The organism is Isoptericola halotolerans, assembly GCF_045689585.1.
GTDB classification, from domain to species: domain Bacteria; phylum Actinomycetota; class Actinomycetes; order Actinomycetales; family Cellulomonadaceae; genus Isoptericola; species Isoptericola halotolerans_B.
On record NZ_CP140108.1, the window covers coordinates 137,522 to 157,874 of the forward strand.

Genomic DNA, 20,353 nt, shown 5'->3' on the forward strand with positions numbered 1-20,353 from the left:
CCCGTGACGACACCTCTGCCCGCCACCGCCCGAGCGGACCCGAGCACGGTCGCGCTGCTGCTCGCCGACGCCCGGCTCCCGGGCGGCGGGCACGCCCACTCGGCGAGCCTCGAACCCGCGCTGCTCGGCGGGCTGCCCGCCGCCGACGTGCCCGCCTGGATGGCGGGCCGCGCGACGACCGTCAGCCTCGTCGAGGCGGGCACCGCCGTCGTGGCCGCGCACCTGCTGAGCGGCCACGGCGCCGCCCCGCTCGCCGACGTCGAGCGGGCGTGGGCCGCGCGCACGCCCTCGGCCGCGCTGCGGGAGGCCTCCCGGCTGCTCGGGCGCGGCTACCTGCGCGTCGCCCGGACCCTGTGGGCGGACCACCCCGCCGTCGTGGCCGCCGTCGAGCAGGCCTCCCGCCACGGCAGCGTCCCGCGCGCCGTCGTCCTCGGAGCCGTGGCCGCCGCGGCCGGTCTCCCGCCGGCCGACGTCGTGCGCCTGACCGTGTACGACGATGCCCAGACGGCAGCGTCGGCGCTGCTCAAGCTCGAACCGCTGGACCCGCTCGTCCCTGCACGCTGGGTCCTCGACGCCTGCGCCGCCGCCGAGGCCCACGTGGCCCGGGTGGCCGCGTGCACCACCCCGGACGACATCCCGTCGTCGGGCGCCCCCCTGACCGAAGGCTGGGCCGAGACCCACGCCCTGACGAACCAGAGGTTGTTCCGTGCCTGATAACCCGACCAGTCCGACCGCACACTCCCCCGCGACCAGGCCCCTGCGGCTCGGCGTCGCGGGCCCCGTGGGCGTCGGCAAGTCGTCGCTCATCGCGACCGTGTGCCGCGCCCTGTCCGCCGAGCTCGAGATCGGCGTCATCACCAACGACATCTACACCGACGAGGACGCCCGGTTCCTGCGGTCCGCCGGCGTCCTCCAGCCCGAGCGGATCCGCGCCGTCGAGACGGGCGCCTGCCCGCACACGGCGATCCGCGACGACGTCACGGCGAACCTGCTGGCCGCCGAGGACCTGGCGGCGGACTTCGCTCCGCTGGACGTCGTCGTCATCGAGTCGGGCGGTGACAACCTCACCGCGACGTTCTCGCCCGCCCTGGTGGACGCACAGATCTTCGTGCTCGACGTCGCCGGCGGCGGGGACGTCGCGCGCAAGGGCGGCCCCGGCATCGGCCGGGCCGACCTGCTCGTCGTCAACAAGACCGACCTGGCCCCGCACGTGGGCGTGGACGTCGAGCGGATGGTGGCCGACGCCTCCGCGGCGCGCGACGGCCGGGCGGTCATCGCCCTGTCGCGCACCGACGAGGACTCCGTGGCGGCCCTGCGCTCCTGGCTGCTGGACGTGCTGGCCTCCTACCGCAGCGGAGCGCACGTGGCACAGGACCCGGGCCCCATGGCACCGCACGTCCACGCCGACGAGGACGGCGGCGTCCTGCACAGCCACGCCGACGGCGACCACGCGCACTCGCACGCCGATGACCACGACGTCGTCGCCCGCTGACACCCGGGCGACCACCGCCGTCGGGCTCGCGCGGGCCAGCACCCCGGGTGCCCCGGCGCGCGTCGTCGTCCGCGACGGGCTGCTCGCGGCGCGCACGATCTCGCGGGGTGCGGACCGGGCCGAGGTGGCCCTGGTCGCCACGGGGGCGGTGCTGCTCGGCGGCGACCACGTCGTCGTGCGGGTGGACGTCGCCGACGACTGCGCGCTGCGGGTCACGGACGTGGGCGGCACCGTCGCCTACGACGGCGAGGGCGTCGCCTGCCGCTGGGACGTCGAGATCGGCCTCGGTCGCGGCGCCCGTCTGGAGTGGTTCGGGATGCCCTTCGTGGTGGCGGGCGGCGCCGACGTCGAGCGCACGACCACGGTCCGGATCCGGGCCGGCGCGAGCCTGGTCCTGCGCGAGACGGTCGTCCTGGGCCGCGACGGCGAGCGCGGTGGTCGCGTGGTGCTGCGCACCGACGTGGCGGACGACGACGGTCCCGTGCTGGTCGAGGAGGTGGTCGCCGACGGGACCCGCCCGGTCCCCGGCGTCCTGGGCCCGCACCGGGTGCTCGACACCCTCACCGAGGTGCACGCGACCGACGTGCTCGAACCCCCGGAGGAGCCGGGCACGACGGGGGCGATCTCCGGCGCGTCCACCCTGCGGCTCGACCGCGGCGGGAGCGTCACCCGCTGGCTGGGAGCGTCCACCCACCTCAGTCCCGTCGAGCGCAGCCTCGCCAGACGCTGACCGCGACCCTGCTAGCCGCCCTCGCCGGGGCGCCGGTGCTGCGCCAGCAGCGTCGTGAGGTGCGACAGGACGTCGCGGCCACGCGTGGAGAGGAACACCCGGACGACCCGCCGGTCCAGGCCGTCGACCTCGCGGTAGACCAGGGCGCGCGTGGCCAGGGAGTCGACCCGGCGCCCGAGCGTGGCCTTGTCCGTGACGGTGGCCTCGCGCAGCTCCGACATCGTCAGCCCGTCGCCGTCCTCGAGGGTGTCGAGCACGAGCCACTCGTCGAGGGTGAACCCCTCGGCACGCAGCACCTCGGCCGCCCGGCGCGCCGCACGGCGGGCCCCCAGCACGGACTCGCGCAGGACGGCGGCGGCCATGGCCGACTCGACGTCGGTGCCGGGCCCGCCGACCGTGTCAGGTGGTGTCCGCATGCTGATCTCTCCCTCTCGGTGCTCGTAGAATACCCGCCAACACAGGTTGGGGCCCGCGGGTCCCCCGCGGGGACGGGGCGTCATGTCTGACTTCGTCGTCGGCGTCCTGCTGCACTTCCAGGGTCCCGGCGGGATCTACGGCCCGTCGTGCCAGGCCGTCACCGAGCTCGCCGTCGCGGAGATCAACGCCACCGGTGGTGTCCTCGGCCGGCCGCTGCGTGCCGAGCTGCTCGACGCCGGGCAGCCCCCGGCGGAGCTGCGGCGCCAGCTCGGTGCCGCCCTGGACGCCCACCGGCTGCACGCGCTGACCGGCTGGCACACCTCGGCGGTGCGCAACGCCGTCGTGCCGCTCGTCCAGCAACGGGTGCCGTACGTCTACCCCGCCGCCTACGAGGGCGCGGAGAGCCGTTCCGGCCTCTACGTGACCGGTGAGGTCCCGTCCGCCCAGCTCTTCCCCGCGATCCGTCGGCTGCGCACGACGCGAGGCGTGCGGCGCTGGTTCGTGGTGGGCGACGACTACGCCTGGCCCCGGGGTACCTTCCACGTCCTGGCCGGGCAGATCGCCGGGCTGGACGCCCAGTTCGCCGGGGCCCGGTTCCTCCCCGCCGCAGGGGCGAGCGCGGCCGAGCTCGCCGCAACGCTGGACTCGGTGGAGGCGACCGGCGCGGACGGGGTGCTGCTGCTGATGGTCGGGCAGAACGGCGTCCGGTTCAACCGCGGGTTCGCCCGCCGCGGCCTGCACGAGCGGATGGTGCGCCTGAGCACCCTGATGGAGGAGAACATGCTGCTGGGCAGCGGGGTCGGCGCGACCGGGGACCTGTTCTCCGCGGGCGGCTGGTTCCGCAGCCTGGCCACCGGGCAGGCGCTCGACCTCATCGGCCGGTACACGGCCCACCACGGGCGGCGCGCACCGGCGGTCGGTGCGGCGGCGGAGGCCTGCTACGAGGGGATCTTCGCCCTGCGCTCGATCGTTCAGCGCGCCGGGAGCTCCGCCGTCGACGCCACCGACCGGGCGGTGGACGGACTCGTCTACGAGGGTCCGCGCGGCACCGTGACGTTCAACGGCAACCATGCCGACCAGCGGCTGTACCTGGCGCGCGCCGACGGCGTCGACTTCGAGCTGCTCACGGCACTGTGAGACGTGTGCCGCACGTCACCGCCGTACCAGGAATCATCCGGACGCATGGACATGTTGGCCGGGGCATGGCCGACACCGTTCTCGAGACCGCTCCTCTCGCCATCGACGAGGCAGCGGCCGACCGCATCTTCCGTCACGCCCGCACCACCTCGCAGTGGTCCGACGCGGGGGTCACCGACACCCTGCTGGAGACGGCCTGGGACCTGGCCAAGCTCGGCCCCACCGCGATGAACACCCTGCCGCTGCGCTTGCTGGTGGTCCGGTCCGGCGAGGCCAAGCAGCGCCTGGTGCCGCACATGGCGGAAGGAAACAGGCCGAAGGTCGAGGCCGCGCCGGTCTCCCTGGTGCTGGCCGCCGACCCCGCCTTCCACGAGCACCTCGACGAGCTCTTCCCGGTCTACCCCGGCATCCGGGAGCAGCTGGCGCCGGCCACCGAGGCCCGCGAGGCGATGGCGCGCAAGAACGCCCTGCTGCAGGCGGGCTACCTCGTCGTCGCGCTGCGCTCGGTCGGGCTGGCCGCCGGCCCCATGGACGGGATGGACTTCGACGGGGTCGACGGCGAGTTCTTCGCCGAGTCAGGATGGAAGTCCTTCATGGTCGTCAACGTCGGCGTCGCCGAGGGCGAGGGCTCGCCCTACCCGCGCAACCCGCGGCTGTCGTTCGAGCAGGTCGCCCGCTCCGTCTGACCCGACCCACCGCCCACCGTCGATCAGGTGGCGGCGGAGCGGGCCGGGTCGTTCGACCACTGGGACCAGGACCCCGGGTAGAGCGCCGCCGCCACCCCGACGGACGCCAGCGCGGCCACCTCGTGCGACGCCGTGACCCCCGAACCGCAGTAGACGCCCACGGGTCGCTCCCTCGTCGCACCCAGGCCCGTGAAGCGTTCCACCAGCTCCGCGGCCGGCCGGAACGTCCCGGCGCCGGAGAGGTTCTCGACGGTCGGTGCCGAGATCGCTCCCGGGACGTGGCCGGCGCGCGGGTCGACGGGTTCGACCTCTCCCCGGTACCGCTCCGCCGCCCGGGCGTCGAGGAGCACACCGTGGGCGGCGGCGTCGGCGGCCCCGTCCGCGTCCAGCACCGGCATCCCGCCCGGGTGCACGACGACGTCGCCGGGCTCGCGTTCCACGGGTCCCGCCTCGAGCGGGAGCCCGGCGTCCAGCCACGCCGTCAGGCCGCCGTCGAGCAGCCGCACACGCTCGTGACCGAACCAGCGCAGCAGCCACCAGGCGCGTGCCGCGGACGTCCCGCCCACGGCGTCGTAGACGACCACCCGGGAGTGCGCGTGCACACCCCAGCTCCGCGCCGCCTCCTGGAAGGCCGTCGCCGACGGCAGCGGATGCCGCCCCTCGGCCGCCGACGGCGGCGCCGCGAGCTCCGTCTCCAGGTCCACGAACGCCGCGCCCGGCAGGTGTCCCGCCTCGTACTGCTCGCGGCCGTCGCTGCGGCCCAGCTCCCAGCGCACGTCGAGCAGCACCGGGGCGCCGCCGAGCGGGTCCTCCACGCCTCCGAGCTGCAGGTCCGCCGCCAGCGTCGCGACGTCGACCAGCACCTCGTCCCGGGGGCCCCCTACCGGCGCGCTCATGCCGCGTCGTCGCGGTCCGTGGCCGTCGTCCCGGCCGGTGCCCCGGCCTGCGGCAGCTCGAGGTCCATCCGCATCGTGTACGCGTCCTTGTCCTCCGGCTGGTAGTACCGCTTGCGCACGGCCAGGCGCTCGAAACCGAACTGCTCGTACAACGCGATGGCGTGCGCGTTGTCGACGGCGACCTCGAGGAACAGCGCGTGCGCCCGCAGCGCACGGGACCGGTCGACGAGCGCCTGCAGCAGGCGCCTGCCGACACCGCGGCCCTGGTAGACGCGCGCGGTGCCGATCGTCATGACCTGGGCGACCTCGCCGTCGAACCACAGGCCCGCGTACCCGATCACCGGACGGTTCCCGACGCCGTAGCGCTCGGCCGCGTCGGCGGGCTCGGCGACCACGTACCAGCGGCCGAGCCCGGCCAGCTCGTCGGCGAGCATCCCGTACGTCCACGCCCCCGCCCCGAAGAGCTCGTGCTCGAGGCCCAGCACCCGGTCGAAGTCGGCGCTGGCCAGGGGACGCAGCCGCACCTCGATCGGGTCGTCGGTCATGCCGCACCCCCGGCGGCGTGCAGCACCCGCTTCGCCCCGCCGGGCTCCTGCACGTCGGGGCGGCGCAGGTAGAGCGGTTCCGTGGGCAGCGGGAGCTCCGCGGCGCGACGGGCCAGGGCCACCCGCGCCAGGACGGTCGCGTCCGGGACCAGCGGGGCATCCTCGGCGAGGTCCAGGTGGTCCGGGTAGAGCGCCGCCCCCTCGCCCACGACGACGAGCCGCCCGCCGGCCTCGGCCGCGTCCGGGGTCGGGACGTCCGCCGCGCGCGCGACCGCCGGGCCGTCGGTCGTCTCGAGCACGGGCACGCCGTGCGGTCCCTCGTGCGCGACGACGCGGTAGCGCGCCCAGTAGACCTCCTGGCGACGGGCGTCGGTCGCGGCCAGCACCTCGTCACCCGGCCGGAGGCCGAGGTCGGCGACCGCCTGGACGGCCACCGCGTCGATGCTGGGCACGCCGAGGACGTCGATGCCGAGGCTCAGGCCGAGCGTGCGCGCCGTGACGAGCCCGACGCGCAGGCCGGTGAAGGGCGCCGGCCCGGTGCCGGCCACGACGGCCGAGAGGTCCGTGCGGTCGAGGCCTGCCTCGGTCAGGACCTCCGCGAGGAGCGGGGCGAGGGACTCGGCGTGCCGCCGGCGTTCGGTGGACGTCCGGGCGGCGAGACGACCACCGTCGTCGTCCACGAGCGCCACGGACACGGCCGCTGAGGTGTCGAGTGCGAGAACTGCCACGATCCCAGCCTACGGCGCGAAACGTTCTGCCGATGTCGGTAGTTCGCGTCGAGATCGGCAGTGCGCACTGCCGATCTCGACACGAACTACCGACATCGGCAGAATCGCATCACGGCTCAGGGCAGCAAGGACCCCAGGTCGACGCCGGCCCACCGGGGACCGATGCCGCGCAGCACCGCATGCCGGGTGCCGGCCTCCGCATCGGCCTCCGCATCGCCGTCCAGCCCGTCGAGACCCCCGCGCGGCCGGACCAGGTCGATCTCGAGCCGCTCGTCGGTGAGCGCCTCGGCCAGTCCCCGGCCCCACTCGACCACGGTGACGGACTCGTCGAGGGAGGAGTCCAGGTCGAGCGCATCGAGCTCGGACAGGTCGCCGAGCCGGTACGCGTCGACGTGCACGAGGGCCGGGCCCGGCGACCCGTCGGCCGCGACGGAGGCCGGCAGCGGCGGGTGCTCGCGCGCCACGATGAACGTCGGCGAGGCGACCTGCCCGCGCACGCCGAGCGCGGCGCCCAGCCCCTGGGTCAGGGTCGTCTTGCCTGCACCCAGGTCACCGGTGAGGATCACGAGGTCGCCGGCCCGCAGCACCCCGGCCACGGCCGCCCCCAACGCCCGCGTGGACCCGGCGTCCGGCAGGTCGGTCTCGGTCTGCACGACGGCGTCGCTCACGGCAGCACTTCTCCTTCGGACGTGTAGAGCCTCGGCACGCGTGCGCCGAGGCGGGTGACGATCTCGTAGCTGATGGTGCCCGCGGCGTCGGCCCAGTCCTGGGCGTTGGGCACGTCCGCGCCGTGCGCCACGCCGTCGGAGGAGCCGAACAGGGTCACGACGTCCCCGGCACGCTCCCGGGCGCCCGGGCCGAGGTCGAGCACGAGCTGGTCCATGCAGACCCGCCCCGCCACACGCAGCACCCGGTGGTCGACGCCGGACCCGACGGCGACCGGACCGCCCGGTCCCGCCGACCCGCCGGAGGCCTGCCGGGGCACCCCGTCGCCGTACCCGACGGGTACGAGGCCGACGGTGGTGTCCTGCGGCGTGGTGTAGAGGTGCCCGTAGGACACGCCCTCCCCGGCCGCGACCTGCTTGACGCCTGCGAGCCGGGAACGGAACGTCATGGCGGGGCGCAGACCGTGCTCGCTCGGCGCACCCAGGAGGGGGCCCGGCGAGAACCCGTAGACGGAGATCCCCGTGCGCACGAGGTCGTGGTGCAGCTCCGGCAGGGTCAGGGTCGCGGCGGAGTTCGCGAGGTGGCGCACCTCGGGGCGCAGGCCGCCGGAACGCACGGTGTCGAGCGCGTCGGCGAACGCCGCCGCCTGGCGGGCGATCGAGGAGTGACCGGGCTCGTCGGCGCACGCCAGGTGCGAGAACACACCGACGACCCGCAGCTCGCCCGAGGCTTCCAGAGCCGCCGCCCGGCGGACGACGTCGGGCAGGTCGCGCATCGCGACACCGCCGCGGGAGAGCCCGGTGTCGACCTTGAGGTGCACGCGCGCCACGCGGCCCGCCGCGCGCGCCCCGGCCGCGATCTCGTCGATCGCCCACGGGGCACCGGCGGTCACGTCGACGTCGGCACGGACCAGGTCCGCGAACGGCGCGCCCGGCGTGAGCAGCCACACGAGCACGCGCACGTCGGTCGGGCCGAGCCCGGCCCGCAGCGCCAGGGCCTCGGAGGCGGTCGCGACACCGAGCCAGCGGGCGCCGCCGGCGAGCGCCGCCCGGGCGACGGGCAGCATCCCGTGCCCGTAGCCGTCCGCCTTGACCACGGCCATGAGGTCCGACGACGGCGCGTGGCCACGCAGGGCGCGCACGTTGTCGCTGATCGCGTCGAGGTCGACGACGGCCTGGGCCGGGGTGCCGTCGCCGAGGGCAGGGAGGCTCACGGTCAGCGATTCTCTCACTGCCCGCGCCCTGACCGGGCGGGCGCGCTGGTCCCGCACGGGGTGGTTAGGGAATCTCCAGAGCTTCCTGCGCAAGACCCGTCGATCTCATACCCGCAACGGGCGGGGAGCGGCCAGGCCGACAACGAGCGCCGGGAGACGAGCTCGCGGCGCTCGCCGGTCAGCGGGTCGTCGAACACCAGCGACCTGGCCAGCAGCTGCAGCGGCCGCGCCGGGTCGTCGGGCGCGTCCGCGCGCAGCTCCGGCCAGAAGGGGTCGTGCAGGATCGGCAGGCCGAGCGAGGCCATGTGCAGCCGGAGCTGGTGCGTCTTGCCGGTGCGCGGCTCGAGCCGGTACAGGCCCAGCCCGCGGGCTGGGTCACGCTCGACCAGGTCGATGCGCGACTCCGCGTTCGGCTCGCCGGGGACCTCCTCGGCGCGCACGACGCCGCGACGCTTGACGATGCGTGAACGCACGGTCCGCGGGAAGCCGGCGGTGCTCGCGGGCTCGGTGCTCGCGACCCCGGCGCGGACCGTGCCGCCGTCCGCCGGCAGGGGCGCGACGGCCTCGTAGACCTTCCGGGCCCTGCGCTCCTGGAACACGAGCTGGTAGGCGCCCCGCACCTCGGGTCGCACGGTCAGCACGAGCACCCCCGCCGTGGGCCGGTCGAGACGGTGGGCGGGCACCAGGTCGGGCAGCCCGAGAATCACCCGCAGGTGGGTCAGCACGGTCTGGGTCACCCAGCGCCCGCGCGGCATCGTCGCGACCAGGTGCGGCTTGTCCACCACGAGCAGGTTCTCGTCGCGGTGCAGCACCTCGACGTCCGTCAGCGCCGGGACGACGGGTTCGTCGTCGGGCAGGTCGCGGTACAGGTAGAGGAAGCCGCGCGGCTCGTACGGCGTGTCCTCGGTGACGACGACGCCCGAGCCGGTGACCACCTCCCCCGCGGCGACCTTCTCGCGCAGGCGGGCGCCGTCGTCGGGGAAGCGGTCCAGCAGGTAGGCGACGGCGGTGGCGAACCGGGCCCGGCTGACGTCGTCGTGCGGGAGCACCAGGCGCGTCGGGTTGAGGCCGTCGCGCACGGGCAGCGGCGGGACGTGCGGGCGCGGGGACGTCATGGGCCCATTGTCACGCGCCGACCGGGCCTGGCCGGGCGCCATGTCACCGGTGCGGTGTCATGACCTCGTAAGGCACCCAGGGGTGGGCCTGCCACGACCCGCGGGCAAGACTGGGGTCATGAACCGCCGACTGCACCGCACCGCCGTGGCCCTGGCCACGACCGCCACCCTCACCGTCGCGGGCTGTGCCGCCGATCCGGAGGCCGCCGAGCCCGCCTCCGACGCGAGCGGGGACATGGCCTCCGAGATGCCGGCCGACGAGGCGCCCGAGACCGCCATGAGCGAGGAGGGCATGACCTCTGAACCCATGGACGACGAGGCCATGGACGACGACGAGGCGGGTGAGGAAATGTCGGCCGAGGCCACCCCCGCCGTCTACGACTTCTCCGGCACGACGCTGGACGGCGAGCCGTTCGACGGCGCGTCGCTGGAGGGCGGCCCGGCCGTCCTGTGGTTCTGGGCGCCGTGGTGCCCCACCTGCATCATGCAGATCCCGGCCGTCACCGACCTGGCCGAGACCTACGGCGACGACGTCGCCGTCGTCGGGGTCGGCGGGCTCGACGACGCCGCCGCCATCAGTGACATGGCCGAGCAGAACATCTCCGGGATCACGCACGTCGTCGACGAGGCCGGCGAGGTGTGGCAGCACTTCGGCATCACGCAGCAGTCCACGTTCGTGGTGCTGGACGCCGCCGGCGAGGTCGTGCTCGAGGGCTCCGTCCCCGAGTCCGAGCTCGAGGCCGCCGTCGCCGACCTCGCGGGCTGATCCGGTGCTCGACGACGGCGCCTTCGCGCTGGCCCTGGGGGCGGGCCTCGTGGCAGCCGTCAACCCCTGCGGCTTCGCGCTGCTGCCCGCCTACCTGGCCACCCTGGTCCGCCCCGAGGACGGTCGTGCCTCCGCCGTCGCGCGGGCGCTGCGCTCCACGGCGGCCCTCACGCTCGGGTTCGTCGCGGTCTTCGGGGTGTTCGGCCTGGTCGTCGCACCCGTGGCGAGCTCCGTCCAACGCTGGTTGCCCGCATTCACGCTCGTCCTGGGAGTGGTCCTCGCGGCGGCCGGCGTCTGGGTGCTGGCCGGCCGAGAGCTGCCCGGGCTGCGGCTGGTGCGCACGGGCAGCGGCAAGCCGCTGACGGACCGCTGGTGGTCGGTGGTCGGGTTCGGCGCCTCGTACGCCCTGGCGTCGCTGACGTGCACGATCGCCCCGTTCCTCGCCGTCGTGGTGACGGCGTTCCGTGCCGGGTCGGTCGGGCAGGGTGTGGCCCTGTTCGCCACCTACGCGGCCGGGATGGCGCTGCTCGTCGGGACGGCCGCCGTCGTCGTGGCGACCGCGGGGGCCGGCGTCGTGGGCCGGGCGCGGAGCGCCGGGCCGGTCCTCGCCCGCGTCGGCGGGGCCATCCTGCTGCTCGCCGGCGCCTACGTCGCCTGGTACGGGTTCTGGGAGCTGCGGGTGCTGTCCGGCGAGGTCACGGCGGACCCGGTGGTCGGCGCCGCGGCGTCCGTCCAGCGGTGGCTCGCCGAGGCCGCGCAGGGCTTCGGATGGGTCGGGCTGCTGGTCACGCTGGTCGTCGTCGCGGGGCTCGGAACCTGGTGGCACCGCCGCCGGCGGGCGAAGATGGACGTATGAGCCTCTACGACATCCCCTTCGACCGCATGGACGGCACGTCCGCGACCCTCGCCGAGCACCGCGACGACGTGGTGCTGATCGTCAACGTCGCCTCGCGCTGCGGACTGACGCCGCAGTACGACACGTTGGAGGCCCTGCAGCGCAAGTACGCCGACCGGGGGTTCACGGTGGTCGGCTTCCCCAGCAACCAGTTCCTCCAGGAGCTGTCGAGCGACGAGAAGATCGCGGAGTTCTGCTCCACCACGTACGGGGTGACGTTCCCGGTGGTGTCGAAGGTCAAGGTCAACGGCAAGAACGCCCACCCGCTCTACCAGGAGCTGACCAGGTTCCCCGACGCCGGCGGGCACGACGGCCGCATCCGCTGGAACTTCGAGAAGTTCCTCGTGCTGCCCGGCGGCGAGGTGCGCCGCTACTCCCCGAAGACGGTGCCGGACGACCCGGAGATCATCGAGGCGATCGAGACCCACCTGCCTCGCTGACGGTCGTCCGGGCCTCGTGGCCGTCACGGGCCAGCCACGGCCACATCGCCCACCAGACCAGCAGGCCGCACGCCGCGCCGAGCGCGAGCCCGCCCAGGGTGTCGGTCAACCAGTGGGCGTTGACGAGGGTGCGCTGCCAGACCATCGCCGCGCAGAGCACCGTCCCGGCCACCCACCACCAGCGGCGCCACGCGACCGGGGCGACGGCGGCCCCCGCGACCCCCACGACGGCGGCGGCGGTCGCGTGGCCCGAGGGGAAGGCCGCCTGCGTGGCGCTGAAGAGCGGGCCGTAGAGGTCGGCGGTCGGGTCGGCCGCCGGACGCGGTCGACCGACCAGGTACTTGCCCACCTGGGACGCCACCACCCCGGCGAGGAGCGCGAGCTCCCACGTCAGCGCCGGCCAAGGACGTCGCGCCCACAGCAGCAGCCCCGGGACGACGACGCCGAGAGCCAGCCAGCCGACCGGCTCGCCGACCAGGTGCAGCGCCACCACCACCGGCCCGTCCTCCGGCCCGGCGCTGCCGAGACGGGAGCGCCAGACGTCGTCGAGCGGCTGCACCAGCGGGCTGGCCGGGTCCAGGACGATCACCAGACCCAGTGCGACCACGAGAGCCAGCAGCGCGAGCGCGGCGACGAGGAGGCCGCGCGGCCTCCGTGTCCCGACCACCGCGCTCATCGCCGTCCCTCCCGTGGCTGTCCCGGGACCGGCGCCGTCATCAGCAGGCCGACACCTCCGGTGAAGGTGACGCCGTGGAACGACGCGGCGCGCCCCACGTCGCGGAAGCCCCACCGGTCGTGCAGGGCGATCGACGCGCGGTTGCGGGCGTTGACGACGAGGTGCGCCCGGTCGGACCGTCCACCGATCCACACCATGCGCGCCGTGGTGAGCGCCACGGCGAGCCCGCGCCGTCGCCAGGCCGGGTGCACGATCACCCCGCCGAGATACTGACCGGCCGGGGCGATCCCGTCGGCGCCGGGATGGTGGTGCGTCTTGGCCCAGCCGACGACGGCGCCACCCGCCTCGGCCACGACGACGAGCCGGCCGCTGTCGAGGATCGCTGCGCGGATACCGTCGAGCAGCAGCGACTGGCCGGCGACGTCCTGGACCGCCCCGATCGCCGGGAGGTCCGAGACCGTCGCGCGGCGGACTCCTGCGGGCAGGGGCCGGCCGTCCAGGTCGCCGTCCGCCGTCATCGGGTGGGCACGGTCGTCGCAGGCGACGCGAGCAGCCCGGCGACCGCGGCGGGGACGGCCTCGGCCACGTCGAGCGCCGAGACCGGACCTCCGGGGTTCGCGCGGTGGGCGGCATGGCCGTGCACGAGTGCGGCGGCGGCGGCGACCTCCGCCGCGAGCGCCGGCCGCTCCACCACCTCCGTGGAGCGTGCCGCGAGCATCGCACCCAGCAGGCCGGCCAGCACGTCACCGGCGCCCGCGGTCGCGAGCCAGCCCGGCGCGTCGGCCTGGGCGTAGGCCACCGACGGCCCGACGACGACGGTCACGCCGCCCTTGAGCAGCACGGTCGCGCCGGTCAGCTCGTGCGCCCGGCGCGCCCAGCGCAGCGGGGCGGCCTCGACGTCGCGGCGCCGGACGTCCTCGCCGTGCGACCGCAGGAGCGTGGTCAGCTCGCCGGCGTGCGGGGTCAGGACGAACCACGGGGGGCACCGGTCCCCGAGCAGGGCCAGGCCACCGGCGTCGACGACGGCGGGTGCCGGGTCGCCCATCCCGGCCAGGTCGCCGCGGGCGGCGGCCAGGCCCGCGCCACCTCGCTCGTGCTGCCCGTCGTCGGCGCCGGCCGGCTGGTCGGGGCCGCTGGGGACACCGGGTCCCACGACCCACGACTGCACCCGGCCCGGACCCACGACCACCTCGGGCCGGACCGCTACCACTGACCGTCCCACGGCGTCCGGCCCGCGGTAACGGACCATCCCGGCGCCCGTGCGGACCGCCGCGGAGGCGGCGAGCACGGCGGCACCCGGGTAGGCCGCGGTGCCGGCGACCAGGCCGACGACGCCGCGCGTGTACTTGTGGTCGGCCGGACCGGGGACAGGCCATGCGGACGCGACGTCGTCCGGAACCAGCCGGTGGACCGCCGGCGGTCCGGTCAGGTCGAGGCCGATGTCCACCACGGTCAGATCCCCCACCACCCGCGCGGCCGGCGGCAGCACGAGCCCCGGCTTGGCCGCCCCGAAGGTGACCGTGCGGTCGGCGGGCAGCACCGGACCCGGGAGGGTGCCGTCGTCGGCCCCGATCCCGGAGGGCAGGTCGACCGCGACGACCCACGGCCGCCCGCCACCTGTTGTGGGTATGGAATATCCCGCATCACCACCACGCAGACCGGGAGATTCCATACCCACAGTGTCGGTGGGGGCCGCAGCGCCGGCGAGGGCGGTGACGAGGTCGGCGGGCAGCCCGCGGAGCGGCCCGCGGGCACCGATGCCCACGAGCCCGTCCACGACGACGTCCGCCCGGGCGACGTCGGCCGCGACGGCCCGCAGCCGTTCGGGAGCTCGCGCCAGGTCCACGACGACGCCGCCCGCGGCACGCAGGGCCGCCAGGCCGGCGGGGTGCGCCCGGTCCGAGGTGAGGACCGCGTCGACCCGCAGCCCCCGACGGGCCAACGCCGCCCCGGCGTGCAGCGCGTCCCCGCCGTTGTTCCCCGCGCCCACCAGCAGCACGACACGGGTGCCGCGCACGTGCCGCTGTCGGGCCCGGACGTCCTCGAGCACGTGCAGCGCGAGCGCGAAGGACGCGCGTTCCATCAGCGGGGCGCCGGCCTCCAGCAAGGGGGCCTCGGCGGCACGGACGTCGGCGGCGTTCCAGGCGGCGATCATGCCCGCATCCTCCCGCGACGCGCGCACGGGTGCAGCAGGGGAATAGGCTCAGGACCATGCGATTCGGACTCTTCATCCCGCAGGGCTGGCGGATGTCCCTCACCGGCATCCCCCCGGAGCAGCACTGGGAGACGATGCTGTCTCTCCTCCACTACGCCGATAACGCCGCGGCCGGCGAGGCCGTCCCCGGCGGTCCGTGGGCGTGGGAGAGCGTGTGGGTCTACGACCACTTCCACACGGTCCCGACCCCCAGCACCGAGGCGACGCACGAGGCGTGGTCGCTCATGGCCGCCTTCGCCGCCTCCTCGCAGCGGGTGCGCCTGGGTCAGATGTGCACCTGCATGGCCTACCGCGAGCCCACGTACCTGGCGAAGGTCGCCTCCACGGTGGACGCGATCTCCGGCGGGCGCGTCGAGATGGGCATCGGCGCCGGCTGGTACGAGCACGAGTGGCAGGCGTACGGCTACGGCTTCCCCACCGCCGGTGAGCGGCTGCGTGCGCTGGACGAGGGCGTGCAGATCATGGAGCGGATGTGGCGCACCGGCTCGTCCGGCCGGTTCGACGGCCGGCGCTACCAGGTCGACGGGGCGCTGTGCTACCCGCAGCCGTTGCAGCAGCTGCCGGTGGGCGACGGGGGCTCGGAGGTCCCGAGCATCCCGCTGTGGATCGCCGGCGGCGGCGAGAAGAAGACGCTGCGCATCGCCGCGCAGCACGCCCAGTACACGAACTTCTCCGGCACCCCGGAGGAGTTCGCGCACAAGTCGAGCATCCTCGAGCAGCACTGCGCCGACGTGGGCCGCGACGTCGGCGAGATCACGCGCTCGGCCAACTACAACGTGGTGATCGGCGAGAACCAGGCCGCCATCGACGACAAGCTCGCCTGGATCGACGACCACTTCGCTCGCTATGCGCCAGGCGACCAGGGTCACCGTGAGAGCTCGCTGTGGCGCCACGGACTCATGGTCGGCACGCCGGAGCAGATCGTCGAGAAGCTCACGGAGATGCGGTCTTTGGGCATGACCTACGCGATCACGTACTTCGCGAACGCGGCCGGGGACCGGGACCAGATCGAGCTCTTCCAGCGGCAGGTCATCCCGGAGCTCCAGGACTGACCCTCGGGTACCGGCCCTGCCGTGACGCCCGTCTCCGCGGACGGGCGTCACGGCAGGGTCCGCGGGGCTATCCCTCGGCGACGACCATCGCCGAGGAGATCCCGGCGTCGTGCGAGATCGACAGGTGCCAGTGGCGCACCCCGAGCTCGTCGGCGCGGGCCTGCACGGTCCCCCGCAGCTCTACCTCGGGCGGCCCGCCGACCACCCGGTGGACGGTGGCGTCGTGCCAGTGCATGGTCCCCGGAGCGCCTAGCGCCTTGGCGATCGCCTCCTTCGCGGCGAACCGCGCGGCGAGCGACGAGGCGGGCAGGTCACACTCCGCCTCGGTGAAGAGCTTCTCCCGCAGTCGCGGGGTCCGCTCCAGCGTGGCCATGAACCGCGCGACGTCGACGACGTCGATGCCCACCCCGATGATCACCGGCGCACCCCTGCCTCGTCCTGCGGCTCCACGAGGTCGCGGAACCGGAACCACTTGCTCTCGAGCTCAGCCTCCAGGTCGACGTCGAACCGCCGGGCGACCAGGAGCAGCTGGGCCAGGACGTCCGCGAGCTCGGCCCGGAACGCCGCGTCCACCGCCCCGGCGCCCTCGCCACGGTCCCGCGAGCGCCCCGACCGCGCCAGGTATGCCTGGGTCAGCTCGCCGACCTCCTCGTGGAGCTTGAGCACCAGCCAGTCGTCCGACCGTGGCACCCCGAACCGGCGTTCGTAGACGCGCGAGATGATCTCCACCTCGTCGGCGAGCGCGGCCAGGGTGGCGCCGCTGCGCGGACCGCTCATCGCCGGCTCCTCCGTCGACCCGTTCACTCGACGGTGACGGACTTGGCGAGGTTGCGCGGCTGGTCGACGTCGAGGCCCTTCGCCGTGGCGAGCGCCATCGCGAAGATCTGCAGCGGGACCACCGCGAGCAGCGGCTGGAGCAGGGTCGGGGCCTTCGGGATCCAGAAGATCTCGTCGGCGAAGGGGCGCACGTCGTCGTCGCCGTCCTCCGCGATGACGAGCGGACGCGCCCCGCGGGCCCGGATCTCCTGGATGTTGGAGACCACCTTCGAGTGCAGCTGGTCGCGCCCGTGCGGCGAGGGCACGACGACGAACACGGGCTGCCCCTCGTCGATCAGCGCGATGGGTCCGTGCTTGAGCTCACCGGCCGCGAAACCCTCGGCATGGATGTACGCGAGCTCCTTGAGCTTGAGCGCGCCCTCCATCGCCACGGGGTAGCCGACGTGCCGGCCGAGGAACAGGACCTTGTCGGCGCCCGCCATCGACCGTGCCGTCGCCCGGACGTACTCGCCGCGCTCGATGACGGTCCGCACCTTGCGGGACATGTCGCGCAGCTCGTCGAACGTGGCCGCGATCTCGTCGGGGAACTTGTTGCCGCGCAGCTGGGCGAGGTAGAGCCCGAGGACGTAGGCGGCGGTGATCTGCGCCAGGAAGGCCTTGGTCGAGGCGACGGCGATCTCGGGTCCGGCGTGCGTGTAGAGCACGGCGTCCGACTCGCGCGGGATCGTGGACCCGTTGGTGTTCACCACGGCGACCACCTTGGCCCCCTGCTCGCGGGCGTGCCGCACCGCCATCAGCGTGTCCATGGTCTCGCCGGACTGCGAGATGGCCACGACCAGGGTCTGGGCGTCCACGATCGGGTCACGGTAGCGGAACTCGTGCGCGAGCTCGACCTCCACCGGGATGCGGCACCAGTGCTCGATGGCGTACTTCGCGACGTGCCCGGCGTACGCGGCCGTGCCGCAGGCGACGACGATGATCTTGTCGACGGCACGCAGCACCGACTCGTCGATGCGCAGGTCGTCCAGGACGATGCGCCCCGAGGAGTCCGTGCGCCCCAGCAGCGTGTCGGCCACCGCGTGCGGCTGGTCGTGGATCTCCTTGTCCATGAAGGAGTCGAAGCCACCCTTCTCCGCGGCGGCGGCGTCCCAGTCGACCGTGAACCGCTTGCCCTCGGCGGGCCGGCCGTCGAAGTCGACCACCGTCACGGACGTCGGCGTGATCGTGACGACCTGGTCCTGCCCGAGCTCCATCGCCTCCTTGGTCTGCGCGACGAACGCCGCGACGTCGGACCCCAGGAAGTTCTCGCCCTCGCCGAGCCCGACGACCAGCGGGGAGTCGTGCCGCGCCCCGACCACCGTCCCGGGCGCGTCCGCGTGCACCGCCAGGAGCGTGAACGTCCCGCGCAGACGACGGGCGGTGGCGGCCATCGCGGCCGTCAGGTCACCGGCGGCCCGGTACTCGCGGGCCAGGAGCTGCGCGGCGACCTCGGTGTCCGTCTCGGAACGGAAGGTGGCGCCCTCGGCGGCGAGGAGTTGGCGAAGTTCGCCAAAATTTTCGATGATGCCGTTGTGGATCACGGCGAGGCGGTCGTCGTCGGCGAGGTGCGGGTGGGCGTTCCCGTCGGTGGGACCGCCGTGGGTCGCCCACCGGGTGTGCCCGACGGCGGCGGTCGCCTCCGGGAGGGGGTGTTCGGAGAGCTCCGTCTGCAGGTTGACCAGCTTGCCCGCCTTCTTCGCCGCGGCGACGTGCTCGCTGCCCGGTCCGACGAGGGCTACGCCCGCGGAGTCGTAGCCGCGGTACTCGAGCCGCTTCAGCCCCTCGAGCACCATCTCCAGCGGTCGCGTCGACACGGCGAGCCCGGCCGCGTCGCCGTCCTGCGCCTCCCGCACCGCGGCGCTGCCCCCACCGCTGCCCGAGGCGCTGGCCGAGCGGGAGCCTGAACCGGTGTAACCGACGATGCCGCACATGCGCGGGAGTCTACCCACGCCGTCCGGCCGCCGCGGCGCCCGGTTCCGCCCGGTGCCGCCCGTGCCGCCCGGCGCCGGAGCGCCCCGCGCCGATCCGCCGGCCTCCCCGGGCCGCGGGTTTGCGTCGCCGGTGGGGACCTCGGGCAGAATCGACCAGTGACCTCCTCGTCCGCGACGCCCTCCGCCGGCAACGGTGGACCGACGTCGCTCCCTCCGCTGTCGGAGCACCTGCCGCGGCTCGCGCCGGCCTCCCCCTACGTCGACTTCGACCGGAGCGCCTGGAGCGCGCTGTCCGAGCAGACCCCCTTGCCGCTCACCGACGACGACGTCACGCGGCTGCGCGGCCTCGGCGACCCGATCGACCTGGCGGAGGTCGACGCCGTCTACCGGCCGCTGTCCCGGCTGCTCAACCTCTACGTCACGGCCACGGCCGGGCTGCACCAGGCGACGTCGACGTTCCTGGGCGAGGAGCCGCCGCGCACCCCCTACGTCATCGGCGTCGCCGGGTCGGTCGCGGTCGGCAAGTCGACGACGGCGCGCGTGCTGCGCGAGATGATGGCGCGCTGGCCGGAGACACCGCACGTCGAGCTCATCACCACCGACGGGTTCCTGTACCCCAACGCCGAGCTGGAGCGCCGGGGCCTGCTCGAGCGCAAGGGGTTCCCCGAGTCGTACGACCGCCGGGCGCTCGTCCGCTTCCTGTCTCGCGTGAAGGCCGGCCACCCCGAGGTCTACGCCCCCGTGTACTCGCACGTGTCCTACGACATCGTGCCCGACCAGGAGGCGGTGGTGCACCGTCCGGACGTCCTCATCGTCGAGGGCCTCAACGTGCTCCAGCCCGCACGTCCCACCTCGGCCACCGACCCGACCGTGGCGGTGAGCGACTTCTTCGACTTCTCGATCTACGTGGACGCCCGGACTCGCAACATCCGCCAGTGGTACGTGGACCGGTTCCTCAAGCTGCGACGGACGGCGTTCAACCGGCCGGAGTCCTACTTCCGCCGCTACGCCGAGCTGTCCGACGCCGAGGCCACGCAGCGGGCGCTGAGCATCTGGGAGACGATCAACGCGCCCAACCTCGAGCAGAACGTCCTGCCCACGCGCGGGCGCGCCACGCTCGTGCTGACGAAGGGATCGGACCACTCGGTCCAGCGCGTGCGGCTACGCAAGCTCTGACGGCCGGTGGTCGGCCTGGTCGGCAGGTCCGTCGGCAGACCCGTCGTCGGGTGCCGGGGCACCCACCGGTACCTGGTGACGCATCTCCTCCAGGACCTCCTCGCGCGGGGTGAACGCCTGGACGACACGGTCGACCACGAGCCCGAGCAGGCCACCGCCCACGACGCCCACGACCATCGCGAGCAGGGGGTCGTGCCCCAGCACCTCGGCGGCAGCGATCCCGATGAGCGTCGAGTAGCCGGCCCACAGCACCGCGGCGACGCCGGAGAACGCCATGAACCGCCGCTGCGGGTAGCCGAGCGCCCCGGCGGTCATGTTCACGGCCACGCGGCCGACGGGGATGTACCGCGCCGCGATGATGAACACGGCGCCGCGACGGGCCAGCGCCCGGCGCGCCCAGGACACCGTCTTGCGGCCTCGTGCGCTCCGCATCGACAGCAGCCGCTCGGTGCCGAACCGGCGCCCCAGGAGGTAGGCCGTCTGGTCGCCGAGCCACGCACCCACCGCTGCGATGGGGATGATGAGCCACAGCCAGGGCACCCCGGTCGCCTGGGCGGAGATGACGAGCGTCACGAGCACCGACTCGCTGGGGACCGGGGGGAAGAACCCGTCGATGAACGCCGAGGCGAACATCGCGGGGTAGATCCACAACGACGCGGCGATCTCGAGGATCCAGGCCTCCACCTGGTCCAGCATCGCGGTGATTCCCGGCACGCGGTCCTTCGTTCGTCGGCCGGCACGAGCCAGCGGCGGCGTCGCAC

24 protein-coding genes are annotated in these 20,353 nt (G+C 74.4%); 10 read left to right on the plus strand and 14 right to left on the minus strand.

Features of this window, described 5'->3' with window-relative positions:
* Positions 1-3: 3 nt before the first annotated feature.
* The 3 genes from UQW22_RS00615 to UQW22_RS00625 are packed head-to-tail and all read left to right on the plus strand — an operon-like array spanning position 4 to position 2,222.
* Positions 4-714 (plus strand): urease accessory protein UreF, encoded by a 711-nt coding sequence (locus UQW22_RS00615; RefSeq protein ID WP_407318927.1) that lies wholly within the window; start codon positions 4-6, stop codon positions 712-714.
* Positions 707-1,492 (plus strand): urease accessory protein UreG, encoded by a 786-nt coding sequence (gene ureG, locus UQW22_RS00620; protein WP_407318928.1) that lies wholly within the window; start codon positions 707-709, stop codon positions 1,490-1,492. The genes UQW22_RS00615 and ureG overlap by 8 nt, the downstream gene beginning before the upstream one ends.
* On the plus strand, positions 1,467-2,222 hold the full coding sequence (locus UQW22_RS00625; RefSeq protein ID WP_407318929.1) for an urease accessory protein UreD: 756 nt from the start codon (positions 1,467-1,469) through the stop codon (positions 2,220-2,222). The genes ureG and UQW22_RS00625 overlap by 26 nt, the downstream gene beginning before the upstream one ends.
* 11 nt (positions 2,223-2,233) lie before the next feature.
* Here the strand turns inward: UQW22_RS00625 and UQW22_RS00630 are convergent, their stop codons facing one another.
* Positions 2,234-2,638, minus strand: a complete 405-nt coding sequence (locus tag UQW22_RS00630) for a MarR family transcriptional regulator (protein ID WP_407318930.1) — start codon at positions 2,636-2,638, stop codon at positions 2,234-2,236.
* Between the two features lie 82 nt (positions 2,639-2,720).
* Here UQW22_RS00630 and UQW22_RS00635 point away from each other — a divergent pair, with 82 nt between their 5' ends.
* Positions 2,721-3,776, plus strand: coding sequence for a substrate-binding domain-containing protein (locus tag UQW22_RS00635; RefSeq protein WP_407318931.1), 1,056 nt, complete (start codon positions 2,721-2,723; stop codon positions 3,774-3,776).
* A 65-nt stretch (positions 3,777-3,841) separates the two neighbouring features.
* Complete coding sequence (locus tag UQW22_RS00640) at positions 3,842-4,462, plus strand: malonic semialdehyde reductase (protein WP_407318932.1); 621 nt, start codon at positions 3,842-3,844, stop codon at positions 4,460-4,462.
* A 23-nt stretch (positions 4,463-4,485) separates the two neighbouring features.
* Here the strand turns inward: UQW22_RS00640 and UQW22_RS00645 are convergent, their stop codons facing one another.
* The 6 genes from UQW22_RS00645 to UQW22_RS00670 form a co-directional block, all read right to left on the minus strand.
* Entirely contained in the window at positions 4,486-5,358 is an 873-nt protein-coding gene (locus tag UQW22_RS00645; RefSeq protein WP_407318933.1) for a sulfurtransferase, read from the minus strand.
* Positions 5,355-5,903: a ribosomal protein S18-alanine N-acetyltransferase gene (gene rimI / locus UQW22_RS00650; protein WP_407318934.1), complete on the minus strand. Its 549-nt coding sequence runs from the start codon at positions 5,901-5,903 to the stop codon at positions 5,355-5,357. Before rimI ends, UQW22_RS00645 begins: the two co-directional genes overlap by 4 nt.
* Complete coding sequence (tsaB, locus tag UQW22_RS00655; protein ID WP_407318935.1) at positions 5,900-6,631, minus strand: tRNA (adenosine(37)-N6)-threonylcarbamoyltransferase complex dimerization subunit type 1 TsaB; 732 nt, start codon at positions 6,629-6,631, stop codon at positions 5,900-5,902. The genes rimI and tsaB overlap by 4 nt, the downstream gene beginning before the upstream one ends.
* A 116-nt stretch (positions 6,632-6,747) precedes the next feature.
* Positions 6,748-7,299, minus strand: a complete 552-nt coding sequence (gene tsaE / locus UQW22_RS00660) for a tRNA (adenosine(37)-N6)-threonylcarbamoyltransferase complex ATPase subunit type 1 TsaE (RefSeq protein ID WP_407318936.1) — start codon at positions 7,297-7,299, stop codon at positions 6,748-6,750.
* The gene (gene alr / locus UQW22_RS00665; RefSeq protein ID WP_407318937.1) at positions 7,296-8,510 is read right to left on the minus strand and encodes an alanine racemase; all 1,215 of its coding nucleotides are present in this window, start codon (positions 8,508-8,510) and stop codon (positions 7,296-7,298) included. Before alr ends, tsaE begins: the two co-directional genes overlap by 4 nt.
* 14 nt (positions 8,511-8,524) lie before the next feature.
* Positions 8,525-9,625, minus strand: coding sequence for a pseudouridine synthase (locus UQW22_RS00670; protein WP_407318938.1), 1,101 nt, complete (start codon positions 9,623-9,625; stop codon positions 8,525-8,527).
* A 118-nt stretch (positions 9,626-9,743) separates the two neighbouring features.
* Here UQW22_RS00670 and UQW22_RS00675 point away from each other — a divergent pair, with 118 nt between their 5' ends.
* The 3 genes from UQW22_RS00675 to UQW22_RS00685 are packed head-to-tail and all read left to right on the plus strand — an operon-like array spanning position 9,744 to position 11,726.
* Positions 9,744-10,391 carry a TlpA family protein disulfide reductase gene (locus UQW22_RS00675; RefSeq protein WP_407318939.1) on the plus strand — a complete coding sequence of 216 codons (648 nt, stop codon included), beginning with the start codon at positions 9,744-9,746 and terminating at the stop codon, positions 10,389-10,391.
* Positions 10,392-10,395: 4 nt separating this feature from the next.
* Positions 10,396-11,247 carry a cytochrome c biogenesis CcdA family protein gene (locus tag UQW22_RS00680; protein ID WP_407318940.1) on the plus strand — a complete coding sequence of 284 codons (852 nt, stop codon included), beginning with the start codon at positions 10,396-10,398 and terminating at the stop codon, positions 11,245-11,247.
* Positions 11,244-11,726 carry a glutathione peroxidase gene (locus UQW22_RS00685; protein ID WP_407318941.1) on the plus strand — a complete coding sequence of 161 codons (483 nt, stop codon included), beginning with the start codon at positions 11,244-11,246 and terminating at the stop codon, positions 11,724-11,726. The genes UQW22_RS00680 and UQW22_RS00685 overlap by 4 nt, the downstream gene beginning before the upstream one ends.
* Here UQW22_RS00685 and UQW22_RS00690 read toward each other — a convergent pair.
* The 3 genes from UQW22_RS00690 to UQW22_RS00700 are packed head-to-tail and all read right to left on the minus strand — an operon-like array spanning position 11,692 to position 14,557.
* A complete protein-coding gene (locus UQW22_RS00690; protein WP_407318942.1) occupies positions 11,692-12,402 on the minus strand; it encodes a phosphatase PAP2 family protein in 711 nt (236 codons plus the stop codon). The genes UQW22_RS00685 and UQW22_RS00690 overlap by 35 nt on opposite strands.
* The gene (locus UQW22_RS00695; RefSeq protein ID WP_407318943.1) at positions 12,399-12,920 is read right to left on the minus strand and encodes a GNAT family N-acetyltransferase; all 522 of its coding nucleotides are present in this window, start codon (positions 12,918-12,920) and stop codon (positions 12,399-12,401) included. Before UQW22_RS00695 ends, UQW22_RS00690 begins: the two co-directional genes overlap by 4 nt.
* Positions 12,917-14,557 (minus strand): bifunctional ADP-dependent NAD(P)H-hydrate dehydratase/NAD(P)H-hydrate epimerase, encoded by a 1,641-nt coding sequence (locus UQW22_RS00700; protein WP_407318944.1) that lies wholly within the window; start codon positions 14,555-14,557, stop codon positions 12,917-12,919. Before UQW22_RS00700 ends, UQW22_RS00695 begins: the two co-directional genes overlap by 4 nt.
* Before the next feature lie 56 nt (positions 14,558-14,613).
* On the opposite strand from UQW22_RS00700, the gene UQW22_RS00705 reads away from it, so the two are divergent.
* Positions 14,614-15,669: a TIGR03560 family F420-dependent LLM class oxidoreductase gene (locus UQW22_RS00705; protein WP_407318945.1), complete on the plus strand. Its 1,056-nt coding sequence runs from the start codon at positions 14,614-14,616 to the stop codon at positions 15,667-15,669.
* A gap of 67 nt (positions 15,670-15,736) precedes the next feature.
* Here UQW22_RS00705 and UQW22_RS00710 read toward each other — a convergent pair whose 3' ends face one another.
* The 3 genes from UQW22_RS00710 to glmS are packed head-to-tail and all read right to left on the minus strand — an operon-like array spanning position 15,737 to position 18,416.
* On the minus strand, positions 15,737-16,087 hold the full coding sequence (locus UQW22_RS00710; RefSeq protein WP_407318946.1) for a holo-ACP synthase: 351 nt from the start codon (positions 16,085-16,087) through the stop codon (positions 15,737-15,739).
* Positions 16,084-16,446: a pyrophosphatase gene (locus UQW22_RS00715; protein ID WP_407318947.1), complete on the minus strand. Its 363-nt coding sequence runs from the start codon at positions 16,444-16,446 to the stop codon at positions 16,084-16,086. Before UQW22_RS00715 ends, UQW22_RS00710 begins: the two co-directional genes overlap by 4 nt.
* A 23-nt stretch (positions 16,447-16,469) precedes the next feature.
* Positions 16,470-18,416 carry a glutamine--fructose-6-phosphate transaminase (isomerizing) gene (gene glmS, locus UQW22_RS00720; protein WP_407318948.1) on the minus strand — a complete coding sequence of 649 codons (1,947 nt, stop codon included), beginning with the start codon at positions 18,414-18,416 and terminating at the stop codon, positions 16,470-16,472.
* A gap of 216 nt (positions 18,417-18,632) precedes the next feature.
* Here glmS and coaA point away from each other — a divergent pair, with 216 nt between their 5' ends.
* On the plus strand, positions 18,633-19,592 hold the full coding sequence (coaA, locus tag UQW22_RS00725) for a type I pantothenate kinase (RefSeq protein ID WP_407320686.1): 960 nt from the start codon (positions 18,633-18,635) through the stop codon (positions 19,590-19,592).
* On the opposite strand, the gene UQW22_RS00730 is transcribed toward coaA, so the two are convergent.
* Positions 19,578-20,306 carry a DedA family protein gene (locus tag UQW22_RS00730; protein WP_407318949.1) on the minus strand — a complete coding sequence of 243 codons (729 nt, stop codon included), beginning with the start codon at positions 20,304-20,306 and terminating at the stop codon, positions 19,578-19,580. The two genes, coaA and UQW22_RS00730, sit on opposite strands and share 15 nt — an antisense overlap.
* Positions 20,307-20,353 lie beyond the last annotated feature (47 nt).